Annotated in this window: 21 protein-coding genes and 1 tRNA gene; 2 read left to right on the forward strand and 20 right to left on the reverse strand. The window is 58.5% G+C overall.

From position 1 onward, the window contains the following. The first annotated feature begins 84 nt into the window (after positions 1-84). Positions 85-2853: a response regulator gene (locus tag BLU07_RS11445; protein WP_092387057.1), complete on the forward strand. Its 2769-nt coding sequence runs from the start codon at positions 85-87 to the stop codon at positions 2851-2853. A gap of 161 nt (positions 2854-3014) precedes the next feature. On the opposite strand, the gene BLU07_RS11450 is transcribed toward BLU07_RS11445, so the two are convergent. From BLU07_RS11450 to rnr, 8 genes are all read right to left on the reverse strand, one after another. Then, complete coding sequence (locus tag BLU07_RS11450; RefSeq protein WP_092389794.1) at positions 3015-5216, reverse strand: YgiQ family radical SAM protein; 2202 nt, start codon at positions 5214-5216, stop codon at positions 3015-3017. A gap of 14 nt (positions 5217-5230) precedes the next feature. Continuing rightward, positions 5231-6634, reverse strand: coding sequence for a replicative DNA helicase (gene dnaB, locus BLU07_RS11455; RefSeq protein WP_092387059.1), 1404 nt, complete (start codon positions 6632-6634; stop codon positions 5231-5233). A gap of 122 nt (positions 6635-6756) precedes the next feature. Beyond that, positions 6757-7203 (reverse strand): 50S ribosomal protein L9, encoded by a 447-nt coding sequence (rplI, locus tag BLU07_RS11460; RefSeq protein ID WP_092387061.1) that lies wholly within the window; start codon positions 7201-7203, stop codon positions 6757-6759. A 16-nt stretch (positions 7204-7219) separates the two neighbouring features. Next, positions 7220-8116 (reverse strand): hypothetical protein, encoded by an 897-nt coding sequence (locus tag BLU07_RS11465; protein WP_092387072.1) that lies wholly within the window; start codon positions 8114-8116, stop codon positions 7220-7222. A 35-nt stretch (positions 8117-8151) separates the two neighbouring features. After that, a complete protein-coding gene (rpsR, locus tag BLU07_RS11470) occupies positions 8152-8382 on the reverse strand; it encodes a 30S ribosomal protein S18 (RefSeq protein ID WP_092387074.1) in 231 nt (76 codons plus the stop codon). A 41-nt stretch (positions 8383-8423) separates the two neighbouring features. Beyond that, on the reverse strand, positions 8424-8858 hold the full coding sequence (gene rpsF, locus BLU07_RS11475) for a 30S ribosomal protein S6 (RefSeq protein WP_092387076.1): 435 nt from the start codon (positions 8856-8858) through the stop codon (positions 8424-8426). Positions 8859-9035: 177 nt separating this feature from the next. Further along, positions 9036-9779 (reverse strand): 23S rRNA (guanosine(2251)-2'-O)-methyltransferase RlmB, encoded by a 744-nt coding sequence (gene rlmB / locus BLU07_RS11480; protein ID WP_092387078.1) that lies wholly within the window; start codon positions 9777-9779, stop codon positions 9036-9038. Between the two features lie 9 nt (positions 9780-9788). Then, positions 9789-12392, reverse strand: a complete 2604-nt coding sequence (gene rnr / locus BLU07_RS11485) for a ribonuclease R (protein WP_092387080.1) — start codon at positions 12390-12392, stop codon at positions 9789-9791. A gap of 237 nt (positions 12393-12629) precedes the next feature. Here rnr and BLU07_RS11490 point away from each other — a divergent pair. After that, positions 12630-12716, forward strand: a tRNA-Leu gene (locus BLU07_RS11490). A 156-nt stretch (positions 12717-12872) separates the two neighbouring features. Here BLU07_RS11490 and BLU07_RS11495 read toward each other — a convergent pair. From BLU07_RS11495 to BLU07_RS11550, 12 genes are all read right to left on the reverse strand, one after another. Further along, positions 12873-14162 (reverse strand): adenylosuccinate synthase, encoded by a 1290-nt coding sequence (locus BLU07_RS11495; protein ID WP_092387082.1) that lies wholly within the window; start codon positions 14160-14162, stop codon positions 12873-12875. A gap of 47 nt (positions 14163-14209) precedes the next feature. Further along, positions 14210-15397: an ATP phosphoribosyltransferase regulatory subunit gene (locus BLU07_RS11500; RefSeq protein ID WP_092387084.1), complete on the reverse strand. Its 1188-nt coding sequence runs from the start codon at positions 15395-15397 to the stop codon at positions 14210-14212. A 39-nt stretch (positions 15398-15436) separates the two neighbouring features. After that, positions 15437-15625: a DUF2065 domain-containing protein gene (locus tag BLU07_RS11505; protein WP_092389796.1), complete on the reverse strand. Its 189-nt coding sequence runs from the start codon at positions 15623-15625 to the stop codon at positions 15437-15439. 149 nt (positions 15626-15774) lie between these two features. After that, a complete protein-coding gene (gene hflC, locus BLU07_RS11510) occupies positions 15775-16644 on the reverse strand; it encodes a protease modulator HflC (protein WP_092387086.1) in 870 nt (289 codons plus the stop codon). Next, positions 16644-17846, reverse strand: coding sequence for an FtsH protease activity modulator HflK (hflK, locus tag BLU07_RS11515; RefSeq protein ID WP_092387088.1), 1203 nt, complete (start codon positions 17844-17846; stop codon positions 16644-16646). The genes hflC and hflK overlap by 1 nt, the downstream gene beginning before the upstream one ends. Positions 17847-17968: 122 nt before the next feature. Beyond that, positions 17969-19270, reverse strand: a complete 1302-nt coding sequence (gene hflX, locus BLU07_RS11520; RefSeq protein WP_092387090.1) for a ribosome rescue GTPase HflX — start codon at positions 19268-19270, stop codon at positions 17969-17971. A 16-nt stretch (positions 19271-19286) separates the two neighbouring features. Then, positions 19287-19538 (reverse strand): RNA chaperone Hfq, encoded by a 252-nt coding sequence (gene hfq / locus BLU07_RS11525; RefSeq protein ID WP_092387092.1) that lies wholly within the window; start codon positions 19536-19538, stop codon positions 19287-19289. Between the two features lie 153 nt (positions 19539-19691). Further along, positions 19692-20681 (reverse strand): tRNA (adenosine(37)-N6)-dimethylallyltransferase MiaA, encoded by a 990-nt coding sequence (miaA, locus tag BLU07_RS11530; protein WP_092387094.1) that lies wholly within the window; start codon positions 20679-20681, stop codon positions 19692-19694. Between the two features lie 3 nt (positions 20682-20684). Then, on the reverse strand, positions 20685-22523 hold the full coding sequence (gene mutL / locus BLU07_RS11535; protein ID WP_092387096.1) for a DNA mismatch repair endonuclease MutL: 1839 nt from the start codon (positions 22521-22523) through the stop codon (positions 20685-20687). 6 nt (positions 22524-22529) lie between these two features. Beyond that, complete coding sequence (locus BLU07_RS11540; RefSeq protein ID WP_092389798.1) at positions 22530-23930, reverse strand: N-acetylmuramoyl-L-alanine amidase; 1401 nt, start codon at positions 23928-23930, stop codon at positions 22530-22532. Positions 23931-23935: 5 nt separating this feature from the next. Beyond that, on the reverse strand, positions 23936-24409 hold the full coding sequence (gene tsaE / locus BLU07_RS11545) for a tRNA (adenosine(37)-N6)-threonylcarbamoyltransferase complex ATPase subunit type 1 TsaE (protein ID WP_092387098.1): 474 nt from the start codon (positions 24407-24409) through the stop codon (positions 23936-23938). A 4-nt stretch (positions 24410-24413) separates the two neighbouring features. Beyond that, positions 24414-25913 carry an NAD(P)H-hydrate dehydratase gene (locus BLU07_RS11550; RefSeq protein ID WP_092387100.1) on the reverse strand — a complete coding sequence of 500 codons (1500 nt, stop codon included), beginning with the start codon at positions 25911-25913 and terminating at the stop codon, positions 24414-24416. Positions 25914-25942: the final 29 nt, after the last annotated feature.

Genomic DNA, 25942 nt, shown 5'->3' on the forward strand with positions numbered 1-25942 from the left:
CGTCACCGGCAGACGACAGCCGGCAATACACTGAGCTATACTGTTGGTTTACTGTTATATGCCCATGGACAGGACTGACCGAACGTGAAGCAAGTACGCTGGTTGTTGTTCGCGAGTCTGCTGTCACTGTTGTATGGACTGCTGCCAGGTGCCGCAGTAAACGCCAGTGAACTTCCGCAGCCTCAGGTTTTCATTGACAGCCAGGGTGAGCTTGAGCTGGCCGATGTGCTGACCAATCGCTATGCCAATCGTTTCATTCCACTGCCTCCGGGACGCATCAAGCTTCCCGGACAACAGACCGCTGTCTGGCTCAAGGTCCGTGGCCCCTTGCCAAGCCGTCAATGGCTGCATCTGAGCAACCCGGCCATTCAGTCGATCAGCTACTACCATATGGTTGACGGTACGCTGGAAGAGCATTATCAGACCGGGGCTCACCAGGCTCCGGCTGTGCGTGCCGAGCCACATGCCAATTTTGTTTTCGCGCTGCCTGCACTGGGTCAGCGTGACCAGTTACTACTGCGGCTGCACAACCCCTACCCTCAGCAAACCAAAATGGATTTCTGGCCGCAAGACAGCGCCTTGCTATTGCATGGTAACCGGCAAGCCCTGGAGGGACTCCTGGTTGGCCTCGCGCTGGCATTGGTGCTGCACGGGTTATTGCAGGGTTTCAGTGGTCGTGATCCCTTCCATTTGCTGCTCGCCGCCGCTGCACTGCTTCAGGCGCTGAGTGGAATGAGCCATATCGACTGGGTCGCCACCCAGCTACCGCGGCTGTACGGCCAAAGCGGCGATTTACTGTATTTGCTCAGCTTACCGCCGGTGCTCTTGCTCTTTCGCGCCTGGCTGCCAACACCCGAGCCGCTGCAGGAACGTCGACTACTCCATGTCGGCGCATTCGCCCTCTTTGTCAGCGCCCTGTTGATCACCGCGTGGCCGGTCGTACTGGGGAGCATGGCGCCATTGATTACCTTGCTGGTGCCGCTGGCTGGTATCGCGCTACTGATCCATCTGTGGTTGCGGCAACAAGGGTTTAATCTGGCCGGTCTGCTCGCCTGCGTTGCACTTGTCGGCAGTGGCCTGCTGCATTTCCACCTGATCGACAGCAACCAGGCCGAACCCTTGTGCCGCCTGTTGTTCTGGGTCGGCCTGGTCGCTCTGGCCTGGCACCTGTATTTGCGTCAACAGCGGGCATTGAAGGCGCGCACCCGTACGCAGCATCAGGCTGCTACCCGGTTGGTTGAGCGCCGCACCCGGGCAGAGTTCCTCAGTCGTGTCAGCCATGAAATCCGAACTCCGATGAACGGCGTACTGGGAATGAGCGAACTGCTCCTGGACACCGCCCTGTCGACCAAGCAACGCGATTACGTACAAACCATTCACGCCTCCGGCAACGACCTGTTGACCCTGCTTAACGAGATCGTCGACATGTCCCGTCTGGAAGCCGGAGAACTGCAGCTGGAAAGTGTGCATTTTGATTTGCATGCCCTGGTCAACGAATGCCTGGATACCTTCCGCTCCAGAGCGGAAAGCCAGGGGCTTGAATTGATCGGTTTTGTTCATCCGGATACTCCAAGGCGCGTCAACGGCGATGCAGCGCGTCTTCGCCAGGTACTGTCCAGCCTGCTCAATAATGCCTTGCAGCATACGCACAGTGGCGAGGTGCTGCTGGTTGTGGGTCTGGATCAGCCACTCAAGCACGACAGCCAGCCAGAACCGCAGACCCGCCTGCGCTTTGCCATTCAGGATACCGGGCTGGCACTCTCGACCAGCTTGCGCCAACGCCTGCTGGGTGAACGCCCCCCACGGGTGGACGGCTTGCCGGGGGCTGAAGGTGACGGTCAACTGGCACTGCTGATCAGCCGCCATCTGATCGACATGATGCATGGTCAATTGGGCATTAAATCGGGCGCGCAAGGAAATACCCTGTGGTTTACCTTGCCACTGGAGGTGTTGGAACAGGGACCGCCAGCGACCGATGAGGGTGATTGCCTGCGCGCCCGCAACGTGCTCGTAGTCGATGACAACGCCACCTGCCGCAAAGTGCTGCAACAGCAATTGAGTGCCTGGCAAATGCAGGCTCAATGCGCTTCCAGCGGCAAGGAGGCCCTGGCCCTGATGCGCAACCAGGCCAATCTTGGCCAGCCTTTCGATATGCTGTTGATTGATCAGTCGATGCCGGGCATGACCGGACTGGAGTTGGCCAAACGCATTCAGGATGACCCGGGGCTGACGCAGGACGTTCTGTTGATCATGCTCACCGGCATCAGCCAGATTCCCAGCCGGGTCGTCGCACGCAATGCCGGCATCAGCCGTATATTGAGCAAACCGGTGGCTGGATACAGTTTGCGTACCACTCTGATAGATGAGTGGTTGCTGCATCAGGAACGACAGCGCTTACAGCAGCTCAATCAGACCCATTCATTGCAACTGGGGCAGCACCCGACCAATCAGCGACCGACAATTCTGGTCGCTGAGGACAATGCCATTTCCACCAAGGTGATACGGGGCATGCTGACCAAGCTCGGGCTGGACAGCGAAGCCGTTGCCAACGGCCGCGAAGCCTGTAAACGACTACGCGAAGCACATTTCGACCTGGTGCTGATGGATTGCGAAATGCCGGAAATGGACGGCTTTACGGCTGCTGAGCATATCCGTCAATGGGAGCAGGACAATCATCGTCAACCCGTGCCGATTATCGCCCTGACCGCGCATATCATGCCGGAACATCGCGAAAGGGCCAGCCGTGCGGGCATGAATGGACACATGGCAAAACCGGTAGACCTCGGGCAACTGCAGGAGCAATTAAGCTACTGGTTGGGAACCCGTCTCGGCCATTCCGATTCACTGGGCTGACAGCCTGCACAGGCGCATGCATATGCGGCATACAGCTGGGTCAACAAAGCAGACAGTGACATCGGGCATTTCCTCGCTAACAGCCATGATCCTGCTGTTAGCTTAGCCCGGCACCGCACGGAGACCAGTTGGATCTGCCTATAAGCCTGATAGCTGCCGGTCTATCGCGCTCCCGAACGCGGCTTGCCCTTGCCTGCTTTGCGTTTGCCGGTTTCCCGTGGCGGCAAACCGGTGTGCTGGGTGAGCACACGCCCGGCTTTCGGGCTGCCGGCGGGTGTGGAGTTTTTCCGTCGCGCACTCTGGTAACTGTCGATTGCCGGCTGAAAAGTCGGAATCAGTTGATGCTTGCCATTACCGATCAGGTCACTGCGTCCCATGGCCTTGAGCGTCTCACGCAACAGCGGCCAATTGTTCGGATCATGGTAGCGCAGGAAAGCCTTGTGCAAACGACGCTGTCGTTCACCCTTTACCGTATCTACCGACTCGCTTTTGTAGCTGACCTTGCGCAGTGGATTCTTGCCACTGTGGTACATGGCCGTGGCACTGGCCATGGGTGACGGATAAAACGCCTGTACCTGGTCAGCGCGGAAGCCATTGCGCTTGAGCCAGAGGGCGAGATTCATCATGTCCTCGTCGGTAGTCCCGGGGTGGGCGGCGATAAAATAGGGGATCAGGTACTGTTCCTTGCCCGCTTCCTTGCTGTATTTTTCGAACATCTGCTTGAAGCGGTCATAACTGCCAATACCCGGCTTCATCATTTTATCCAGCGGACCGTTCTCGGTGTGCTCTGGCGCAATCTTCAGATAACCACCGACATGGTGGGTCACCAGCTCTCTGACGTATTCCGGCGACTCCACTGCTAGGTCATAACGCAGACCGGAGGCAATCAGGATCTTCTTCACGCCGGGTAATTCGCGGGCCTTGCGGTACAGACCGATCAAGGATGAGTGATCAGTATCCAGGTTCTCGCAGATACCCGGATAGACGCAGGACGGCTTGCGGCAGGATGCTTCTATTTCGCGGCTCTTGCAGGCGACCCGGTACATGTTGGCCGTTGGACCGCCGAGGTCGGAAATCACCCCGGTAAAGCCCGGCACAGTATCGCGGATGGCTTCAATCTCGCGGATGATGGAATCATGCGAGCGGTTCTGGATAATTCGCCCCTCATGTTCGGTGATCGAACAAAAGGTGCAGCCGCCGAAACAGCCGCGCATGATATTCACCGAAAAGCGGATCATCTCATAGGCAGGTATACGCGCATCGCCGTAGGTCGGATGGGGTACCCGCGCGTAGGGCAGGTCAAACACATAATCCATCTCTTCGGTACTGAGCGGGATGGGTGGCGGATTGAACCACACTTCCTGATCACCATGCCGCTGCACCAGTGCACGCGCATTGCCGGGATTGGTCTCCAGGTGCAATACCCGATTGGCATGCGCATAGAGTACCGGATCGCCTTTGACCTTTTCATAGGCCGGCAGGCGGATCACGGTACGATCTCGCTCCAGACGTGGATGCGGCAACAGTTCCAGCACCTGCACGTCAGAGCCCGCCTCCTGCTGCGCATCACCCTTGGACTGCTCCACCGCACAGGCAGCGGTATCCTGGGTATTCACATAGGGGTTGATGATCTTGTCGACCTTGCCTGGCCGGTCGATACGACTGGAGTCCAGCTCGAACCAGCCTTCCGGGCTGTCCTTGCGGATAAAGGCCGTACCGCGGATGTCGGTCATCTCGGCCAGTGAGTCACCGCGGCTCAGGCGCTGGGCAACATCCACAATCGCCCGCTCGGCATTGCCGAAGAGCAGCAGGTCGGCACGCGCATCGAGCAGAATCGAGCGACGCACCTTGTCTTGCCAGTAATCATAGTGCGCGATGCGGCGCAGTGAAGCTTCAATGCCACCCAGAATGATCGGCACATCCTTCCACGCTTCACGGCAGCGCTGGCTATAGACCAGACTGGCCCGATCAGGCCGGCTACCGCCCTTGCCACCCGGGGTGTAGGCATCGTCCGAGCGTACCTTGCGGTCGGCAGTGTAGCGGTTGATCATCGAATCCATGTTGCCGGCAGCCACGCCGAAAAACAGATTCGGCTTGCCCAACTGCATAAAGGCATCCTTGCTCTGCCAGTCCGGCTGACTGATGATGCCAACACGGAAGCCCTGGGCCTCGAGCAGGCGTCCGATAACGGCCATGCCGAAAGACGGATGATCCACATAGGCATCGCCGGTAACAATAATGATGTCGCAACTGTCCCAACCCAGCTGGTCCATTTCGGCGCGACTCATTGGCAGGAATGGCGCCGGACCAAAGCACTCGGCCCAATACTTGGGATAATCGAACAGCGGACGGGCCGCCGGCATACTGAGGGACATGACTACTCCAGATCACCGTAACCGGAGTAAGCCCCCGGTGCCAGGTTCTCGAAACGGGTGTATTTGCCGAGAAAGGCCAGCCGCGTGGTGCCGATAGGCCCGTTCCGCTGCTTGCCGATAATGATTTCAGCCATTCCCTTGTCTTGGGTATCGGGATGGTAGACCTCGTCCCGGTAAACGAACATGATGACATCGGCATCCTGCTCGATTGCGCCCGATTCCCGCAGATCGGAGTTGATCGGTCGCTTGTTGGGTCGCTGTTCAAGAGAACGATTGAGCTGCGAGAGCGCCACGACGGGCGTATTGAATTCCTTGGCCAGCGCTTTCAGCGAGCGGGAAATTTCGGAGATTTCATTGGTGCGGTTTTCCGCCCCGCCGCCGCCCAGGCGCATCAACTGCAGATAGTCGATCATGATCAGCGCCAGATCACCATGCTCACGCACCACACGGCGCGCGCGCGCGCGCATTTCCATCGGCGACAGGCCGGCGGTGTCATCGATGAACAGCTTGCGGTCATTCAACAAGTTCACCGCCGAGGTCAGCCGTGGCCAGTCATCGTCATCCAGCCGACCTGAGCGCACCTTGGTCTGGTCGATGCGACCCAGTGATGACAGCATACGCATCATCAGGGATTCACCGGGCATCTCCAGGGAAAACACCAGCACACCCTTTTCGCTGCGCAGCACCGCATTCTCGACCAGATTCATGGCAAACGTCGTTTTGCCCATGGACGGACGGCCGGCAACGATAACCAGATCGGCAGGCTGCAAGCCTGAGGTCATTTCATCCAGATCCGTAAACCCGGTCGACAAGCCGGTAATTGCCCCATCACTGTTGAACAGGGTATCAATACGATCAATCGCCTTGGCCAGCAGATCATTGACACCAACCGGACCACCCACTTTGGGCCTGCTTTCGGCAATCGAAAAAATCTTCTGCTCGGCCTGATCGAGAATTTCGGTGGCTTGCAAGCCTTTCGGGTTGAAAGCGGTATCGGTAATTTCCGCACTGATGCCGATCAACTGACGCAGAGTGGCCCGTTCACGAATAATCTGCGCATAGGCAGTAATGTTGGCTGCAGAGGGCGTATTCTTGGCCAACTGGCCCAGATACGCCAGCCCGCCAACCTGCTCACTCAGGCCTTCGCGATCGAGCTCTTCGGCCAGTGTGACGACATCGAAGGGCTGATTGCGCTTGGCCAGACTGACCAGCGCACGAAAAATAAGCCGGTGATCGTGGCGGTAGAAATCCCCCTCACTGACCAGCTCGGCAATCCGCTCCCAGGCCATGTTGTCCAGCATGACCCCACCCAACACCGCCTGTTCCGCCTCAATCGAATGCGGCGGCACCTTGAGCGAACTGGCTTGCAGATCCAGCTCTTCAGTAAAGGTTGACGGCTGTGACATGGAGTACACCTGTGCTGACAGCGGAAATGACAACACGGCGCTGCCCGAGGACAGACGCCGTGTTGCACAGTCTAGCGGTTGCGCCCGGTTAAATCACCTGGCGGTGACCGGAGCAGCAGGTATCAACCCGCGACAACAACCAGCTTGACGGTGGCTTCAACATCCGTGTGCAGGTGCACAGTGATCTCGAATTCACCAACAGTACGCAGTGGGCCTTCCGGCAGGCGCACTTCGCTTTTCTCGATAGCAACACCAGCAGCGGTGACGGCATCGGCGATGTCACGCGTACCGATGGAGCCGAACAGTTTGCCTTCTTCACCAGCGTTGGCGCTGACAGTTACTGTCAGATCAGCCAGTTTCTCCGCACGGGCGTCAGCAGCCGCTTTCTTCTCGGCGGCCAGTTTTTCCAGTTCGGCGCGACGTGCTTCAAAAGCAGCGACGTTGTCTTCGGTAGCCGCAGTGGCCTTGCCGAAGGGGAGCAGGAAATTACGCGCGTAACCGGCCTTGACCGATACCTTGTCGCCAAGGCCGCCCAGGTTTGCGATTTTCTCGAGCAGGATTACTTCCATTACGATGACCTCTAAATCAGGGTTGGTCGTTCGAATCAGGGTCTTGCGGCGGCGCTTGTGGCGGCTGCATGCGACCTCGAAAATCAAACAGACTGTCAATTAATGCCAACAACAGAATCAACGGAAAAACAAACTGGGCAAACAACACCAGCAACAGGTAGAACATGACCAACCAGGCCACACCCATACCCTTGATGCCAGCCACGCCATGCACCAGTGCCAGACCTGCCAAAAACAACGGCAAGGTGGCAATCGGCGCCACCATGGCCAATTGGCCAAGCTGGGCACCGAACAGTGACAGCAGCAGCAAACCACCAGCCACCAGCGGCGTCAGGCGCAGACGGTGGAACTCCGTCCGAAAACCACCCGGGTTGTACAGCCGCGCCTGCAGTGAGCGACCAATCATCACACTCACTACTGCCAGCAATGCATGCGAGCCGCCGATCAGTCCAGCCAGGATCGGCAACAGCAAACCGTCCAACCGACTCATGGTCGCTTCGTCCAGCTCGCTCATGTCACCCAGCAACTGTGGCAACATGTCGCGCACTTCGGCGGCCAGTGCCTGCATTGGCGCGTTCAGCGCCATCAGCAGGACAGCGCCGAACAACAACCCCAGCGGTACGCTGGCCAGTACGACCGGCACCCAATCATTGCGTTGCCGCAACAAGGTCGCCAGCCCGGCAGCACCAGCCATTACCAGCACTGGCGTCCAGTCACCGAGAAAAGCCCAGACCAGAGCGGGCAAGCCGCCCCAGATCATGATACTCAGCGCATCCTGAAGCCCACGGCGCAATATCACCAGCGCCAGGGCCGCAGCGGCCAGCCAGAATAACAAAGGCACCGCAGCGCAGACACCCACTACCAGAGTGGCCTGCCGGCTGCCGCGCATGATGTATTCAGCCAGACCGCGCATCCGTTTGCTCTATCCCGTTCTGTTGTACAGCCGCCTCAGCGACCGTGGCTGTCGGTGTAGGGCAGCAGTGCCAGGTAGCGCGCGCGCTTGATCGCGGTTGCCAACTGACGCTGATATCTGGCCTTGGTGCCGGTGATCCGGCTGGGTACGATCTTGCCGGTTTCGGTGACATAGGCTTTCAGGGTGTTCAGATCTTTGTAATCGATCTCTTTAACGCCTTCAGCGGTAAAACGGCAGAACTTTCTGCGACGGAAAAAACGTGCCATGGCAGCGTCTCCTTATTGATTCGGATGGGAAAAGCGAAAACTTACTCGTCGTCGTTGTCGTCAGCGTTGTTATCGCTGTCGTCATCGTCGCGGCTGTTATCGTTGCGATCGTCATCACTGCGCTCACGACGCTCACGACGCTCGCCACGGCCGGTGTCTTCAGCTTTCAGCATGTCAGACGGCTCGGTAACGGCTTCATCGCGACGGATCACGAGATTACGGATAACGGCATCGTTGTAACGGAAGTTTTCGGTCAGCTCTTCCAATGCCTTGGCGCTGCACTCTACGTTCAGCATGATGTAGTGTGCCTTGTGGATCTTGTCGATCGGGTAAGCCAGTTGACGGCGTCCCCAGTCTTCCAGACGGTGCAGCTTGCCGCCGTCTTCTTCGATGAGCTTGGTGTAACGCTCGATCATAGCGCTGACCTGCTCGCTCTGATCCGGGTGAACCAGAAATACGATTTCGTAATGACGCATTGTAGCTCCTTACGGGTAATAGCCAGCCACCCAATTATGGTCTGGCAAGGAGTGGAACTTAGAATTGGGCCGCACATTCTAGGGGAAGCCAGCAACAGTAGCAAGCGGAAACACACCAGCAGGAAGCGGCTGGCGGCCTCGGAATGACCGCTTGCATCTTGCAGCTTGTAGCTGGCGCTATGGCTGCCGCTGCCGGACGGCTTCGAACAGACAGATGCCCGTAGCGACCGAGACATTCAGGCTGCTGACACTGCCGGCCATTGGCAGTTTCGCCAGATAATCACAGTGCTCGCGAGTCAGTCGTCGCATGCCACTGCCTTCGGCCCCCATGATCAGCACACTGGGCACCCTGAAATCGATCTGATAAATCAGCTGCTCGGCCTCACCGGCCGTACCGACCGTCCACAAGCCGCGCTGCTGCAAGCTTTTCAGGCAGCGCGCCAGGTTGGTCACGGCCACCAGCGGCACAGTCTCAGCAGCACCACAGGCCACCTTGCGTACCACTGGCGTCAGGCCGGCAGACTTGTCCTTGGGGATAATCACCGCCTGCACACCGGCGGCATCCGCCGTACGCAGACAGGCGCCGAGGTTGTGCGGATCGGTCACTCCATCCAGCACCAGCAGCAAGGGCGGGGTGTCCAGTTTATCCAGCAGGTGCCCAAGCATATCTTCGGACCACAACTGGCTCGGCAGAACCTGGGCCAGCACGCCCTGATGCACACCACCACCACTTTGCTGATCCAGCTCGTCCACACTGACCCGCTGAACACTGATAGCGCCCTGCTCGGCCAGATTGACAACCGCCTGCATACGCTCATCCAGACGGCCGCGCTGTAGCCACAAGGACTTGACCCGCTTGGGGTGACGCTCCAGCAGCGCCTTGACGGCATGCAGGCCGAAAACCGTTTCCAGCTCACTCATTGAACGCCGTTACTCCTGCGGTTTCTTGCGCTTGCGCGGAGCACCACTGCTCGCACCGGATGCAGCACCTGGTTCCGGCGGGCGTCGCCCAGCCTTGCTCTTCTTGCTCCTGGGCGCTGTCGTCACAGGCTTGTCACTGCCGCCCGCCCTGGCTGACTTGCCCGCTTTTCCCGCCGCCGCTTTTGGCTTGCCACTACGGGGCTTGCTGGTTGTTGACCTGGGTTTGCCTTTGCCTGCCCCCGGCTTTCCAGCCACAGGACCACGCCCCGGCAAGGGGGTTGGCTGTTCGGCGGACATTTCGAAATCGATCTTGCGGTCATCCAGATCGACCCGCGCAACCTTGACCCGGATCGGATCACCCAGCCCGTAGCGACGGCCCGAGCCTTCACCGGTGAGCCGGTGATGTACGGCATCGAAGTGATAGTAGTCGGCCGGCAAGGCGGTGATATGCACCAGCCCTTCAATATAGATATCGGTCAACTCGACAAACAGACCAAAGCTGGTTACCGAGGTAACCAGGCCTTCGAAATCATCACCCACGCGGTCTTTCATGAACTCGCACTTGAGCCAGTTGACCACATCGCGCGTGGCCTCATCTGCCCGACGCTCATTGCGCGAACAGTCTTCACCCAGACGTTCGAGGTCTGCCACTTCATAGGGATAGATTTTTGCTTTCGGCAACAGGCTGGCACCCGCACGCCGAACACAATCCGTCTTGCGCCGTGAACGCACGACGCTGCGAATGGCCCGATGCACCAACAGATCCGGGTAACGCCGGATCGGCGAAGTAAAGTGGGTATAGGCTTCGTAATTCAGGCCGAAATGCCCTTCATTATGCGGGCTGTACACCGCCTGACTGAGAGAGCGCAACATCACCGTCTGAATCAACTGGGCATCCGGGCGACCCTGGATCTTCTGCAACAGAGCGCTGAAATCTTCCGGCGCCGGCGAGGCACCGGGCTTGCGGTTCAATGACAGCCCCATGCTCGAAAGGAACTGGGTCAAGCGCTCAAGCTTCTCCGCCTGCGGCGCATCGTGCACCCGATACAGTGAAGGAATGCTGTGCTCCTGCATAAACCGCGCAGTCGCCACGTTGGCGCACAGCATGCACTCTTCAATCATCCGATGCGCATCATTGCGCGTGGTCGGACGAATCTCACTGATCTTGCGATCTTCACCAAAGACAATCTGGGTTTCGGTGGTTTCAAACTCGATAGCACCGCGCTGCTTGCGCGCCTTGAGCAAACCCTTGAACAGATCATGCAGGTTGTGCAGATGCGGCAACACTTCGGCATATTCAGCCGACAGCGCCTTGCCTTCCTTGCTGCGCGGGTGCTCCAGCATGGCCGAGACCTGGTTGTAGGTCAGCCGCGCATGCGAGTTGATCACCCCTTCATAGAAACAGTAATCGGTCAGCTCGCCACTTTTCGACACGGTCATCTCACAAACCATGGCCAAACGGTCCACTTTGGGATTCAGCGAGCACAGCCCGTTGGAAATCGCCTCCGGCAGCATCGGAATCACCTGGCTGGGGAAGTACACCGAGGTTCCGCGCAGCTCGGCTTCCTTGTCCAGTTCGGAGTTCAGTGGCACATAGTGGCTGACATCGGCGATCGCCACATAGAGCTTCCAGCCACCGGAAAACAACCGCCAACCACTGGCTTTTTGCGGCTCACAATAGACCGCGTCGTCAAAGTCGCGGGCATCGGCTCCATCGATGGTCACCAAGGGCAAATGACGCAAATCAATGCGCTTCTGCTTGTCGCGCTCTTGCACAAAGTCAGCCAGCTGGTCTGCTTCAGCCATGACCTCTTCCGGCCAAACACTGGGGATGTCATAGCTGCGCAGCGCGACCTCAATCTCCATCCCCGGTGCCATGTAGTCACCGACCACCTCAACGACCTCACCCATGGCCTGGCGATGAAAGCTTGGCCATTCGGTGATGCGCACCTCAACGAACTGACCATGCTCGGCGCCACCTTCGTGACCCGGCTGCACCAGGACCTCATGATTGATTTTGGCGTTGTCGGCAACCACCCAGGCAATCCCTTTTTCCTGGTAAAAGCGGCCCACCAGGAATTCATGCCCGCGCTCAAGCACTTCAATGATCGCACCTTCACTGCGTCCGCGACGATCAACGCCGGTGACCCGGCCCAACACGCGGTCACCATCAAAGACCAGGCGCATCTGTGCCGGACCGAGGAACAGGTCATCGCCACCTTCATCCGGCACCAGGAAGCCGAAACCATCCCGATGACCCTGCACCCGGCCTTTGATCAGGTCGAGCTTGTCGACCGGTGCATAGGCGCCCCGACGGGTATAGATCAACTGACCATCACGCTCCATGGCGCGCAGCCGACGGCGCAGGCCTTCGACCGGATCTTCGCCGGTGACCCCCAGCTCATCCTGCAGCTGGGCGCGCGTAGCCGGGGCCCCACGCTCCTTGAGCAACTCGAGGATAAGTTCACGGCTGGGGATGGGATTGGCATATTTTTCTGCTTCGCGTTCTGCTGCAGGGTCACGCTCGACCCAAGGCGTTGCAGCGGCAGAATCCGCCGCAACAGAACGGCTCGACCGGGAGGCCGAGGCTTTATCTTCAGTTTTTTTCGTCATAGGTGTCTATTGAACCGCGAATCACCTGCCCTTGTGAAGCACTGTCTGCATTCAGGCCGCATATGGCGACCATGCCAGGGATGAGTAATTTCGCCAGCAGGTTGAATAAAATAAACTTTTTTCGCATCCAGGGCTTTACAAGCCCCCCGATGGCTACGTATTATTCGCGCCGTCAACACAACAACGGTTGGCAGCGAAAACCACAAGGTTTAGCATAGCATCCGTTGGTCATGTGACGCCCAGGTGGTGAAATTGGTAGACACGCCAGCTTCAGGTGCTGGTGGGGGCAACCCCGTGGAAGTTCGAGTCTTCTCCTGGGCACCAATTCTGAAAAAACCGAGCTTATGCTCGGTTTTTTTATGCCTGCAATACGATACAAGGCGTCCACTGCCCGACCTGAAGCCGCTTGAGAGCGGACATTTCTGGCGGTCACAAAAAAAGCGCCCCGCGGGACGCTTTTCAGCAACTCAACCCACTACCTCAATACAATTGACGCAGCACGATGGTTTCGTGACGATCAGGCCCGGTCGAGATAATGTCGATTGGCGCACCCACCAGCTCTTCAATCCGGGCAATATAGGCGCGCGCGTTGGCCGGCAACTCTTCCAGCGTTTTCGCACCCAGCGTAGTTTCACTCCAGCCGGGCACTTCCACGTACACCGGCTCCAGGCCAATGTAGCTGTCAGCATCGGTAGGTGCTTCAATCACCGCGCCATCGGCATTGCGATAGCCGATACAGATGCGAATCACATCCAGGCCATCCAGTACATCCAGCTTGGTCAGACACAGGCCACTGATGCTGTTGATCTCGATGGCACGGCGCAGCATAACGGCATCAAACCAGCCACAGCGGCGTGCGCGACCGGTGGTTGAGCCAAATTCATGCCCTCGCTGGGCCAGACGCGTACCAACATCGTCAAACAGCTCGGTCGGGAACGGCCCGGAACCGACTCGCGTAGTGTAGGCCTTGGTGATACCCAGTACGTAGTCCAGGAACAAGGGGCCAAAACCCGACCCGGTAGCCGTACCACCAGCCGTGGTGTTCGAGCTGGTCACGTAGGGGTAGGTACCGTGATCGATGTCGAGCAACGAGCCCTGGGCACCTTCGAACATCAGGTTGGCACCTTCCCGACGCAGCTCATGCAGACGCGCAGTGACATCGGTCATCAAAGGTGCCAGCCAATCGGCATAACCCAGTGCTTCATCCAGGGTCTTCTGGAAGTCGACCGGTTCAGACTTGTAGTAATGCTGCAGGGCAAAGTTGTGATAATCCAGCACTTCGCCCAATTTGGCAGCAAAACGTTCGCGATGAAACAAATCAGCAACGCGCAAACCGCGCCGAGACACTTTATCTTCATAGGCTGGGCCGATACCGCGGCCGGTAGTACCAATCTTGGCTTCGCCACGGGCACGCTCACGCGCCTGATCCAGCGCCACGTGATAGGGCAGGATCAATGGACAGGCCGGACTGATGCGCAAGCGCTCACGCACCGGGACACCTCGCGCTTCCAGCTCTTTCAGTTCCTTCAGCAGGGCTTCCGGCGACAACACAACGCCATTGCCGATAAAGCACTGAACATTCTCGCGCAAAATACCTGACGGAATCAGGTGCAAGACAGTCTTTTCACCATCAATGACCAGGGTATGCCCGGCATTGTGCCCGCCCTGATACCGCACCACTGCCGAGACCTGATCGGTCAGCAGGTCAACGATCTTGCCTTTGCCTTCATCGCCCCACTGCGTGCCCAGGATGACAACATTCTTGCCCATGTTCAGCTCTTGCCTCGTTGGTTCGGGGGGCCACACGGCCCGCCAGTTCAAATGGAAATCTTGCCAATCTGCCATTGGCCATCGACGTGGTTCAACTGGCGATCACAACCCGCCTGATACGCATCCGCATCCAGTTGACCGGGTAACGCCACAACCACACGCTCGCCGGCACTTCGCAGGCGCGCCACTTCGTCCTGCAAATCGCTGGCTGCGCTGTAGGGAACCCAGATACCGCGGCGCTGTTCGGCAACCACCTCTCCCCGCGCCACCAGCAGACGCAAATCGGTGGAAAACCCGGTGGCTGGCCGCGCGCGCCCGAAATCGGCACCAATGTCATCATAGCGACCGCCCTGGGAGATACTCTGGCCCATCCCCGGAACATAGGCAGCAAAGACTATACCCGTGTGGTAATGATAGCCACGCAATTCGCCCAGATCGAAATACAGCGGAATATCCGGATAACGACGACGCAGAGTCTGGGCAATTTCACTCAGATCATCCAGCGCTGCCATAACCGACTCCGGCGCGCCATCGAGCAGCGCGTGCGCCCGCTCCAGCACTTCTGCACCGCCAGACAATTCAACCAGCGAACTCAGCATGGCCCCCAGGCCCACGGCATCTACCCGGGACGCCAGTGCCTGCACCTCATCGACCGCCTTGCGCTGCAAGGCGTCAAACAGTGCTTGCTCACAGTCATCATCCAGACCCGCGGCCTGGACCAGGCCGCGGTAGATACCTACATGCCCGATGTCCAGATGAACATCCGGCACCCGACAGGCAGTCAGGGTTTCCAGCATCAAGGTCAACACTTCGATATCACTGGCGCTCGAGGCATCACCATAGAGCTCGGCACCCAACTGGATCAGGCTGCGCGAAGTGGACAAGGGGCGCGGCCGGGTGTGCAGCACACTTCCGCAATAGCAGAGGCGCGAGGGACCGGGCTGGCCAAGGGTATGCGCGTCAATCCGCGCCACCTGGGGAGTGATATCTGCTCGCAACCCGAGCATGCGACCAGACAGCTGGTCGATCATTTTGAAGGTCTGCAGCTCAAGGTCGTGGCCGGCACCGGTCAACAGTGATTCCAGATACTCGATATGCGGGGTTATCACCAGCTCGTAACCCCAACGGGAAAACAGGTCCAGCAGCTGGCGGCGAGCGGCTTCAATACGCGCCGCCTCGGCAGGCAGCACCTCTTCGATCCCATCTGGCAAAAGCCAGCGATCAACTGTCGGCATTGTCACAACCTTCAATAATTCAGGAGAAACCGGCTCACGTCAGCGAATCAGATACAGGATGCAGGTACCTGTCAGCATGCTGGCCAGGCCGATGATCCGCAATTGGCGGTCACTCACTTGACTGACGCTCAGCAACATCGCTTTCCAGCGGGCCGGCGCCAGAAAGGGCATCAGCCCTTCGATCACCAACACCAGGCACAAGGCCGTCAGCAAGCTCTGCCAATCCATGCTGTACGCCTCCGCCATCAGGCGCAGTGCGCCACCGGTCACAAAAAAGCCGGGATATCCCGGCTGCGCAAGTGTAACACGTTTTTTTCAGGGCTCTGAACAATCAGAACCGCTAGTCGACAAATTGCCGGCTAGCGATTCTCGCCAGATCAGCGCTGACTACCCCGCAGATAGCGGAAGAATTCGCTGTCCGGGTCCAGCACCATGATATCGGCCTTGCTGGTAAAGCTTTCGCGATAGGCCTGCAAGCTGCGATAGAAAGAATAGAACTCCGCGTCCTGATTGTAGGCTTCGGAATAGATAGCTGCCGACTGGGCATCGCCGTCACCCCGGATCTCCTCGGACTCACGGAAAGCTTCCGCCAGAATAACCCGTCGCTGACGGTCGGCATCAGCGCGAATCCCTTCGCCGATCTCACGACCACGGGCACGATGCTCGCGCGCCTCACGCTCACGCTCGGTACTCATGCGCTCAAACACGCTGCGATTGACCTCACGCGGCAAATCAATCCCCTTGACCCGCACATCCAGGACCTCGATCCCCAATTCACGCTGTGCATTTTCATTAAGCGAGCTGGTAATGTCAGCCATCAACTGATCACGCTCACCCGACACAACTTCGTTCAGGGTACGCCGCGCGACTTCATTGCGCAGCCCGGATTCCAGCTGACGAGACAGGCGTTCTTCAGCCAGTGAACGCAGGCCCGACGTTGCAGTATAGAAGCGCTGCACGTCATCGATGCGCCATTTGGCGTAGGAATCTACCATCAAGGCTTTCTTTTCCAGAGTCAGATAACGCTGGGTAGTGGTATCCAGGGTCAGCAAACGTCCATCGAAAATGCGTGCTTCCTGGACGAAGGGCAGTTTGAAGTGCAGGCCGGGATTGATGTCGTTGCGCACCACCTTACCAAATTGCAGGACAATGCCCCGTTCGGTTTGTGATACCACGAAAAAGCTCTGCCAGCCGACTACCAATACCACCAGGGCAATGACCAGCCCGAAGATTGTCTTGTTACTCATTAGCGCGACTCCCTTGAGCGTGCATCACGCTGCTGCAATTGCGCGGGCACGCGAGCGGAACCATCGGACAACGAAGAGGCCGCAGAAGAACTGCTGCCTGAACTGCTGCCACTACCGGATTGCTGCATCAATTTATCCAATGGCAGATACAACAGATTGTTGTTGCCTTCGCTATTGGAAATCATGACCTTGCTGGTGTTCTGCATGACATCCTGCATGGTCTGGATATACAAGCGCTCACGCATGACCTCGGGTGCCTGCTGATATTCGGCCAGCAGTTGATTGAAGCGGCTGGTTTCACCCAATGCACGGGCAATCACTTCATCGCGATAACCGTTGGCTTCCTCCAGCATGCGCTGGGCATTACCGCGGGCTTCCGGAATCACGCCATTGGCATAGGACTCAGCCTGATTTCGCTCACGCACTTCATCTTCACGGGCACGAATCACGTCATCAAAGGCATCCTGAACTTCCGTCGGCGCCTGCGCGCTGGCGACGTTGACGGCCACCACGGTAATGCCGGTCTGATAAGTGTCCAGGTAGCTCTGCAGCCGCTCGGAAATATCCACTCCCATTTGCTCACGGCCTTCCGTCAACACCTGGTGCATGGAGGTCGAGCCAACAACATGACGCAAGGCGCTTTCGGTTGCATGGCGCAAACTGGTTTCCGGAGCTTCCACCTTGAGCACGAAATCTTCCAGGTTGGAGATGCGATACTGCACGGTCAACGGGACCTGAACGATATTCTCGTCTTCGGTCAACATTTGCCCCGTTTGCTCATATGAGCGCACCTGGGTCACATTACGCTGGAATTTCTTTTCGAGCGGCGGGAAATACATACGCAGGCCTGACTCTTCGGTACGGTGATATTCACCGAAACGAAGAACAATCGCCTGCTCCTGCTGGTCCACCTTATAAACGGCATTGAACAACCAGAAAGCAAACAGGATCAACAGGCCAATACCCCAGATACCTTTGGGAATACCCTGGCCACCGCCCGTATTGCGCTTGCCTCCGTCGTCATCACCGCCGCGCTTCTTGCCACCAAACATGCCGTTCAGGCTGTCCTGCAACTTGCGCAGTGCCTCATCCAGATCCGGCGGTCCTTGCTTGCCCCCGCGATTACCGCCGCGGTTGCCACCAGAACCCCATGGGTCCTGATTATTTGAATTGTTACCGCCACCAGGCTCATTCCAGGCCATAGCGCTCTCCGTCGTCCCAAAAAACCAAATCTACATCGCGACCGGACTAAGATGCCACGACGATTATCGATCTGAAATAGTACCTTAGTTCAGCCACCACAGGCGACCGACAAGGCGATGCATTATTGCAAAACGTGTTGACTGAGGAAGTGCTCCGGCTCCAGGCCTTCTCGCTTGATCAGGCGATTGAAATCCGCTCGCGGCAGTCGCAAATCCAGCTGTTGCCGACCGTCATCATTATTGTGCTCAGCCAACACTGCGCCAACCTGGTAAAACTGGGCACGCAAGCGGGCCTGATCATGCTCAATAAGCACTGTCGTCTGCAGAATATCGTGCCCCAGGCGCTCGGCAATGGCCTGGTTCACCAGGTCCAGCCCCTGATTGTTCTGTGCCGAAACCCAGACCCGCACCGGAACGCCCTCTTCATCACGCTGAATATGCGGCTCGATGGCCGGCAACAAATCAATCTTGTTGTACACTTCAAGCGTGGGCAATTCGCTGGCACCGATTTCATGCAACACCAGATTGACCTGCTCAATATGCGAATCACGCTCGGCATCAGCAGCATCAATCACATGCAGCAGCAAGTCCGCGCGACTGGATTCCTCCAGCGTGGCACGAAAGGCTTCAACCAGTTTGTGCGGCAAGTGACGAATGAAACCTACAGTATCAGCGAGGATGACAGGCCCGAGCTCGGCCAGCTCGATGCGCCGCAACGTCGGATCCAGAGTGGCAAACAGCTGATCAGCCGCATAGACGGTCGACTCAGTCAGCGTGTTGAACAAGGTGGATTTGCCGGCGTTGGTGTACCCCACCAGGGATACTACCGGGATTTCTGCTCGCTGCCGCCCACGCCGGGCTTGCTCACGCTGCCCACGCACTTTCTCCAGACGCTTGGTAATCTGTTTTATGCGCGCGCGCAGCAAGCGGCGGTCGGTTTCCAGCTGGGTTTCCCCCGGGCCACGCAAGCCGATACCGCCTTTCTGCCGCTCAAGGTGGGTCCAGCCACGCACCAGCCGGGTGCTCAGGTGGTCCAGCTGTGCCAGCTCAACCTGGAGCTTGCCTTCATGAGTACGTGCGCGTTGGGCGAAAATATCCAGAATCAACCCGGTACGATCAAGCACCCGGCATTTCAGCACACTTTCCAGATTGCGCTCCTGGCTGGGCGACAGCGTGTGATTGAAAATCACCAGCTCACCCTCATTGGCATCCACCAACGCCTTGATTTCATCCACCTTCCCTGGCCCGACCAGAAAGCGCGGGCTGGGGTGGAAGCGCGAAACCGTCAACAGACCAACCTGTTCGGCGCCAGCAGAGCTGACCAGCTCAATAAATTCGTCGGGATCTTCTCGGCTTTGTTCATCCAAGCCTTCCAGGTGAATCAGAACAGCCCGTTCACCACCTTCGTGACGCTCAAAGAACAATCAGACCTCCCACAGATCAGGCACTGCCTGCGTCCGCCTCGTCCGCGCCCTGCACCGGCAAACGCACCGGACGACCCGGTACCACGGTGGAGATGGCATGCTTGTAGACCATCTGGCTGACAGTATTCTTCAGCAGGATGACGAACTGATCGAACGACTCGATCTGACCCTGCAGCTTGATGCCGTTGACCAGATAAATGGATACCGGAACACGTTCCTTACGCAGAACGTTCAGGTAAGGGTCTTGTAGTGAATGCCCTTTTGACATTGCCTAACTCCTTATGGAAACCGTTATTGTGTGCACTTGTGATGCGTTAATATTGCCGGCCTGTCTCTGCCGAAAAACGCTGCTCCCACCCTGGGAACCCCGGTTTTCCACTGGTATCCGACAAACTGGCCCAACCACAGCAACCGGGTACGATCACTGCGAATCTCTTAATATGGCGACCTGCCGTACTGCTTTCAAGGCCCGGTCATATCTTTTTGCATCCAGGCTGTCCAGCCACTCGATTCGCGCCTGCCATCCGCGCAACCAGGTGAACTGCCGCTTGGCCAACTGCCGTGTAGCGATGATACCCCGTTCGACAAACTCGGCGTAGGAAAGTTTAGCGTCCAGATAATCCCATGCCTGCCGGTAACCAACCGCACGCACCGACGGCATCATCACGTCCAGATCTCCCCGCGCATGCAATGCCTCAACTTCGGCGACAAACCCCTGCTCCAGCATCTGCTCAAAGCGCCGGGCTATTCGCTCGTGCAATACACTACGCTGCGCCGGTGCAACCGCCAAGTTGAGCATAGTATAAGGCAAATCATCCTGCCCGCGCGCCTCTGACTGCTGTTTTTCAGCCGCCTGTCGGGCATGGTGAACGCTGAGCGGCATGCCACTGAGGTAATAGACCTCCAGCGCTCGCTGAATACGTTGCGGATCATTCGGATGAATGCGCGCGGCTGAAACAGCATCCACACTGGCCAATTCGGCGTGCACTGCAGCCCAGCCATCGGTCTCGGCCTGCGCCTCGATTCTTGCTCGCACTACCGGATCGGCCGCCGGCAGCCGTGCCAGCCCCTGGCTCAGTGCCCGAAAATACAGCATGGTGCCGCCAACCAGCAAAGGCACGCGCCCCTGGGCATGCGACGCCTCAATCAGAGGAACAGCATCAGCAACAAATTGTGCAGCTGAATAAGCATCCACCGGGTCGAGAATATCTACCAGCTGGTGCGGATATCGCGCCAATGTTGCTGCATCGGGCTTTGCAGTACCAATATCCATACCGCGGTAAACCAGCGCCGAATCCACACTGATCAGATCGCAGGGCAGATTATCGGCCAGAAACAAAGCCAGATCTGTCTTGCCGGCAGCCGTTGGCCCCATCAGGCAAATGACAGGCGGGCGTTGAGTATCAATCATGGCTCAACGGCCACGCAAAAACAGTTTGTCCAGTTCAGTCATACTCATCGACGTCCAGGTCGGTCGCCCATGATTGCACTGGCCACTGCGCTCTGTCTGTTCCATATCGCGCATAAGGGCGTTCATTTCGGCATGGGTCAAACGCCGGTTGGCGCGAACGGAGCCGTGACAGGCCATGGTCGAGAGCAGTTCATTCTGATGGGCCTGGATACGATCGCTGGTACCGTATTCGAGCAAATCAGCGAGCACATCACGCACCAGTTGCTCGGCATCAGCCTGGCGCAGCAATGCCGGAATTTCACGAATGGCCATGCTTTCCGGGCCCATGCGCTGCAAGGCAAAACCCAGGCGCTGAAACCAGTCGGCATGCTCTTCGGCGCAATCCGCCTCGCGCTGGCTGAGGGCCAGCGAAGCGGGCACCAGCAATGGCTGGCTACGCAGCCCTTCTTCAGCCATCGCCAGCTTCAAACGCTCATAGGTAATACGCTCATGTGCAGCATGCATATCAATCACTACCAGACCATCGGCGTTTTCCGCCAGGATATACACCCCGTGCAATTGTGCGATGGCATAACCCAGCGGCGGTATCTCACGATCATCGGCAGCGGGTAACGATGGATTGCCCGGCGCAGCAGGGTCACCTTTGGCCCCATATAGCGCCTGGTAACCGGCCATATCAGCAGCGATGCTGGCCGGGGCCGGGCGTGCGGGTACCTGCCATTGCCCGGCCGGCTCACTCAGCGGCATACGTGTCTGGCCGGAAAATACGCCGGCTTGCAGACCACTGGCAGGTTCCGTAGCCGGGGCTGGCGGGGCTTCGGGTTGAGTGGTATCGCCTGGCCGCTGATCCGCCAGTGCCCGATGCAGGCTGCTGAACAGAAAATCATGCACCATACGGCCATCACGGAAACGCACTTCATGTTTGGTCGGATGCACATTGACATCAACCACGCCCGGATCCAGCTCCATAAAAAGGACAAAGGTCGGGTGCCGGCCATGAAACAATACATCGCGGTAAGCCTGGCGAACTGCATGGGCAACGAGCTTGTCCTTGATCATGCGGCCATTGACAAAGAAATACTGCAAATCCGCCTGGCTGCGTGAGAAAGTCGGCAGCCCGACCCAACCCCACAGGCGCAGCCCGCCACGCTCCACATCCAGGGTAACCGATTGCTCGACAAAAGCCGGGCCGCATACGGTAGCTACCCGGCGCCGAGCCTCCTGCTCGGTCTGCGCCGGACGCAAATTGAATACTGGACGGCCGTTGTGACGCAGACTGAAAGCAACATCGAAACGCGACAGGGCGAGACGCTTGACCACCTCCTCCAGGTGAGAGAATTCGGTCTTTTCGGTACGCAGGAATTTACGCCGCGCCGGCGTATTGAAAAACAGGTCACGTACTTCCACCGTCGTGCCTTGCGGATGGGCCGCCGGCTGCAGTCGCGGCTCCATATCACGACCTTCGGTTTCAACCTGCCACCCCTGATCAGCCCCGGCTGCGCAAGAAGTCAGGGTAAGACGTGAGACCGAACTGACCGAGGCCAGGGCCTCGCCGCGAAAACCCAGGGTATTCACCCGCTCCAGATCATCCAGCTGCTGAATCTTGCTGGTGGCATGGCGTGACAGGGCCAGAGGCAGGTCACCCTCAACAATGCCGCTGCCATCATCACGTACGCGCAACAACTTGACCCCGGCCTGCTCGACCTCGATATCCACCCGCCGGGCGCCAGCATCCAGGCTGTTCTCCAGCAATTCCTTGATTACCGAAGCCGGGCGTTCAACCACCTCACCGGCGGCAATCTGGTTGGCCAGCCGCGGGCTGAGTAAATGTATTCGGGACATGAAACCTCAGTTACGTACCAGCATGCTGCCGGCAGGAATCTTGATAACCTGACCAACGCGAATCCGGTCGCCGGGCAAATCGTTGGCCTGACGCAGGCTGGCCAGGGTAACGCCATAACGGGTGGCAATCATCGACAGGGTGTCGCCACGGGTTACCCTATGTTCGGAGGCACGGGCGGTCTTCAGTTCACCGCTGTCCTTGAGCGCGGAAATTCGCGTACCCGGTGGTGGATTACGGTGAAAATACTCACGCACGCCAGTGTGAATGGCTCGCGCCAGCGCCTGCTGATGACCGCTGGTAACCAGCTTTCGAGCCTCACCGGGGTTTGAGATAAACCCGGTTTCTACCAGAATAGAGGGAATATCCGGTGACTTGAGCACCATAAAGCCGGCTTGCTCCACTCGGCGTTTGTGCAGCGGGGTGAACTGACCAATCGAGCTCAATACCTGCTGCCCGACATCCAGGCTGGCCGACAGGGTTGCGGTCATCGACAGGTCCAGCAGCACACTGGCCAATACCTGATCCTTGTTGCTCAGGCTGACACCGCCAACCCCGCCGATCAGATCGGAACGGTTCTCCCGATCAGCCAGCAAGCGGGCAGTTTCCGAGGTCGCACCACCGGTAGACAAGGCATACACCGAAGCACCAAACGCACCCTGCCGGGTGAACGCATCGGCATGCACGGAAACCAACAGATCAGCACTGTGCTGACGAGCGATCTCGGTACGCCGGCGCAGGGGAATGAAATAGTCCCCGGTACGCACCAGCACCGCCTCGAACCCTGGCTCGGCATCAATGATAGTTTTCAGTTGGCGCGAAATGCGTAACACCACATCCTTTTCCTGGGCCCCATGCGCTACTGCGCCAGGATCTTCGCCGCCGTGCCCGGCATCAATGGCGATAATGATATTGCGGTCCCCACCCTGAGGCGCCTGACGGGGCAAAGGCGCCGCTTCAGGGCTGGCGGTCTTCGGCAAACTGCTGCGTGGGGGCTCGTTATCATACAGATCGATCACCAGGCGATGACCGTATTGCTGATTGGGTGGCAAGGCAAAGCTGCGCGGATTGACACTGGCGCTCAGATCCAGCACCACCCGCAAATCCGTTTCATCGCGTGGAGCCGAACGCACTCCGGTCAACGGCGTATTCTCCAATGGCAGCGCATCGGTGCTGGCGGCGAAACGCGCATTGCTGATATCGATGACGATACGTTCGGGACTGCTGAGGGTGAACAAGGTGTGTTCGGCCGGGCCGGTCAAATCAAAAACCAGGCGGGTATTGTCCGGTGCGCGCCAGAGCCGGACATTTTCGATCTCGGCGGCTTGCAACGCCGGCGTGACCAACAGCATCAGCAGCAGGCCGCACAGCAGCCAGATCTGGTTATTATGTCTTGCAGACCCTGACATCACGATTATTTTGCACCCCACGCTTGGTTCAGGCGCTGACAAACGGCCAGTCCATGCGGACTTTGCCCTTGAATAGCTACTTTACGTCCCGTATCCGTCATCCTGATGGTAATCGTCAGATCAGCCGTTGGCAAAAAACCAGCGCCTTTATCGGGCCATTCAATCAGACACAGGCTATGTTCGTCGAGAAAATCCCGCACGCCGAGAAACTCCAGCTCTTCCGGATCGGCCAATCGATACAGATCAAGATGATAAAGACTGACCGCCCCCAGCTCATAGGGTTCAATCAGAGTATAGGTCGGGCTTTTAACCGCACCCCTGTGACCCAGTGACTGAATCAGACCACGACTGAGGGTGGTTTTACCAGCACCGAGGTCGCCGTGCAGAAATACCAGCCCGTGACCTTGCAGTGCAACACCCAGCTCCGCCCCCAGCGCCAGCATGGCGGCCTCCCCCTCTACTTCTTGCTCTAGCTGCATGCCTTTACTCCGAAAATCCATTGAGCAGACGCCGAACCGGCATTATCAAATCACTGGCCAGCAGCCCCCACTGACCCTGCTCCGCAGCCATGTCTCCGGCACGGGCATGCACCAGCACCGCCAACTGCAGGGCCGTCGCCGGCGGCAACCCCTGTGCCAGCAAGGCACCGCACACGCCGGACAATACATCGCCCATGCCGGCAGTCGCCATGCCCGGGTTACCCGCGCGACACAAGCCCAACACCCCGGGAGCTGACGGCAGACCAGTAGTCAGGCTACCGACCCCTTTGAGCACTACCTGGCAGCTATACTGCTGTGCCAATGCATGAACCGCTGCCGGCCGGTCGTCCTGTACTTCTGCCGTCGTGCAGCCGAGCAAACGCGCCGCTTCGGCAGGGTGCGGAGTCATCAGGGTACGACTGTCCAGTTTCACCGCAAGCCCCGGATCGGCGGCTATCAGGTTCAGAGCATCCGCATCCAGAATCTGCGGCAGACCTGCGCTCAAGGCTTGTTCCAACAGACTGTGTGACCAGGTACTCTGTCCAAGCCCCGGGCCGATTACCAGAGCATTGGCCCGTGCCAGCAGTTCACTGGCCTGATGGGCCTCGGTGACCGCTTTGACCATCACCTCCGGGCAACGTGCCAACAGGGCTGGAACGTGTTCGGCTCGGGTCAGTACACTGACCCGACCAGCGCCACTGCGCAGTGCGGTTTCTGCCGCCAGCATGATCGCACCACCCATACCCTGGTCACCGCCGAGTAATAACAGATGACCAAACTGGCCCTTGTGCGCAGACCGTGCACGGGGCGGCCGCTGCGCCAGCAAAGCAGGCAGATCCAGTATCCGGGCCAGCGCAGCAGGGGTCTCGATGGGTAATTCTGCCAGCGGGGCGAACACCAGCTCGCCGCAATGGTCCGGGCCCTGGGCAGTCAGCAAGCCTAGCTTGGCCGCAATAAAGGTCACCGTCAGCTGCGCCTTGACCGCAATACCTCCGATGCGGCCAGTGTCAGCATCCAGCCCGCTGGGCAGGTCTACCGCCACTACCGGCAAGTTGCTGGCGTTGATCGCGGCAATAGCGGCAGCAACATTTGCGCGCACTTCGCCGGTGATGCCAGTACCCAAGAGTGCATCCACCAGCACGCCCTCCAGCGGCTGGCCCGGCGCCCAGGCCTGAATGCGGATACCTGCGCCAGCGGCGCGTTGCCAGGCGGTGGCGGCATCACCCTGCAAACGTTGCGGATCAGCCAGATAATAAATACTGACCTCCCAGCCTGCGGCCAGCGCCTGATGCGCCAGCAGATAACCGTCGCCCGCATTGTTGCCCGCGCCACAGAACACTGTGAGCACGCCTGCACGCGGCCAGCGTGCCTGTAACGCCTGCCACAGGGCATCCGCTGCTCGCCGCATCAGCTCCAGACCCGATATGCCACCAGCAATCAGCGCGGCATCAAGTTCTCGGGTAGCCGCTGCTGAATAAAGCGCGGCGGGAAAGTCGTTCGCCATTGCATGTATCCCTGGCCGTTGTCTGGCAC

It is taken from the genome of Halopseudomonas salegens (genome assembly GCF_900105655.1).
Classification (GTDB): domain Bacteria; phylum Pseudomonadota; class Gammaproteobacteria; order Pseudomonadales; family Pseudomonadaceae; genus Halopseudomonas; species Halopseudomonas salegens.

What these genes read in the sequence shown, in the direction of transcription:
- rnr (WP_092387080.1), bottom strand. Translation starts at nt 12,392, where the DNA reads ATGACGAAAAAAACTGAAGATAAAGCCTCGGCCTCCCGGTCGAGCCGT.
- BLU07_RS11495 (WP_092387082.1), bottom strand. Translation starts at nt 14,162, where the DNA reads ATGGGCAAGAATGTTGTCATCCTGGGCACGCAGTGGGGCGATGAAGGC.
- mutL (WP_092387096.1), bottom strand. Translation starts at nt 22,523, where the DNA reads ATGTCCCGAATACATTTACTCAGCCCGCGGCTGGCCAACCAGATTGCC.
- tsaE (WP_092387098.1), bottom strand. Translation starts at nt 24,409, where the DNA reads ATGCAGCTAGAGCAAGAAGTAGAGGGGGAGGCCGCCATGCTGGCGCTG.
- hflC (WP_092387086.1), bottom strand. Translation starts at nt 16,644, where the DNA reads ATGAGTAACAAGACAATCTTCGGGCTGGTCATTGCCCTGGTGGTATTG.
- rplI (WP_092387061.1), bottom strand. Translation starts at nt 7,203, where the DNA reads ATGGAAGTAATCCTGCTCGAGAAAATCGCAAACCTGGGCGGCCTTGGC.
- miaA (WP_092387094.1), bottom strand. Translation starts at nt 20,681, where the DNA reads ATGATTGATACTCAACGCCCGCCTGTCATTTGCCTGATGGGGCCAACG.
- BLU07_RS11540 (WP_092389798.1), bottom strand. Translation starts at nt 23,930, where the DNA reads ATGTCAGGGTCTGCAAGACATAATAACCAGATCTGGCTGCTGTGCGGC.
- hfq (WP_092387092.1), bottom strand. Translation starts at nt 19,538, where the DNA reads ATGTCAAAAGGGCATTCACTACAAGACCCTTACCTGAACGTTCTGCGT.
- hflK (WP_092387088.1), bottom strand. Translation starts at nt 17,846, where the DNA reads ATGGCCTGGAATGAGCCTGGTGGCGGTAACAATTCAAATAATCAGGAC.
- BLU07_RS11465 (WP_092387072.1), bottom strand. Translation starts at nt 8,116, where the DNA reads ATGCGCGGTCTGGCTGAATACATCATGCGCGGCAGCCGGCAGGCCACT.
- dnaB (WP_092387059.1), bottom strand. Translation starts at nt 6,634, where the DNA reads ATGTCACAGCCGTCAACCTTTACTGAAGAGCTGGATCTGCAAGCCAGT.
- BLU07_RS11500 (WP_092387084.1), bottom strand. Translation starts at nt 15,397, where the DNA reads ATGCCGACAGTTGATCGCTGGCTTTTGCCAGATGGGATCGAAGAGGTG.
- rpsR (WP_092387074.1), bottom strand. Translation starts at nt 8,382, where the DNA reads ATGGCACGTTTTTTCCGTCGCAGAAAGTTCTGCCGTTTTACCGCTGAA.
- BLU07_RS11505 (WP_092389796.1), bottom strand. Translation starts at nt 15,625, where the DNA reads ATGGATTGGCAGAGCTTGCTGACGGCCTTGTGCCTGGTGTTGGTGATC.
- rlmB (WP_092387078.1), bottom strand. Translation starts at nt 9,779, where the DNA reads ATGAGTGAGCTGGAAACGGTTTTCGGCCTGCATGCCGTCAAGGCGCTG.
- rpsF (WP_092387076.1), bottom strand. Translation starts at nt 8,858, where the DNA reads ATGCGTCATTACGAAATCGTATTTCTGGTTCACCCGGATCAGAGCGAG.
- BLU07_RS11450 (WP_092389794.1), bottom strand. Translation starts at nt 5,216, where the DNA reads ATGCCGGCGGCCCGTCCGCTGTTCGATTATCCCAAGTATTGGGCCGAG.
- BLU07_RS11550 (WP_092387100.1), bottom strand. Translation starts at nt 25,913, where the DNA reads ATGGCGAACGACTTTCCCGCCGCGCTTTATTCAGCAGCGGCTACCCGA.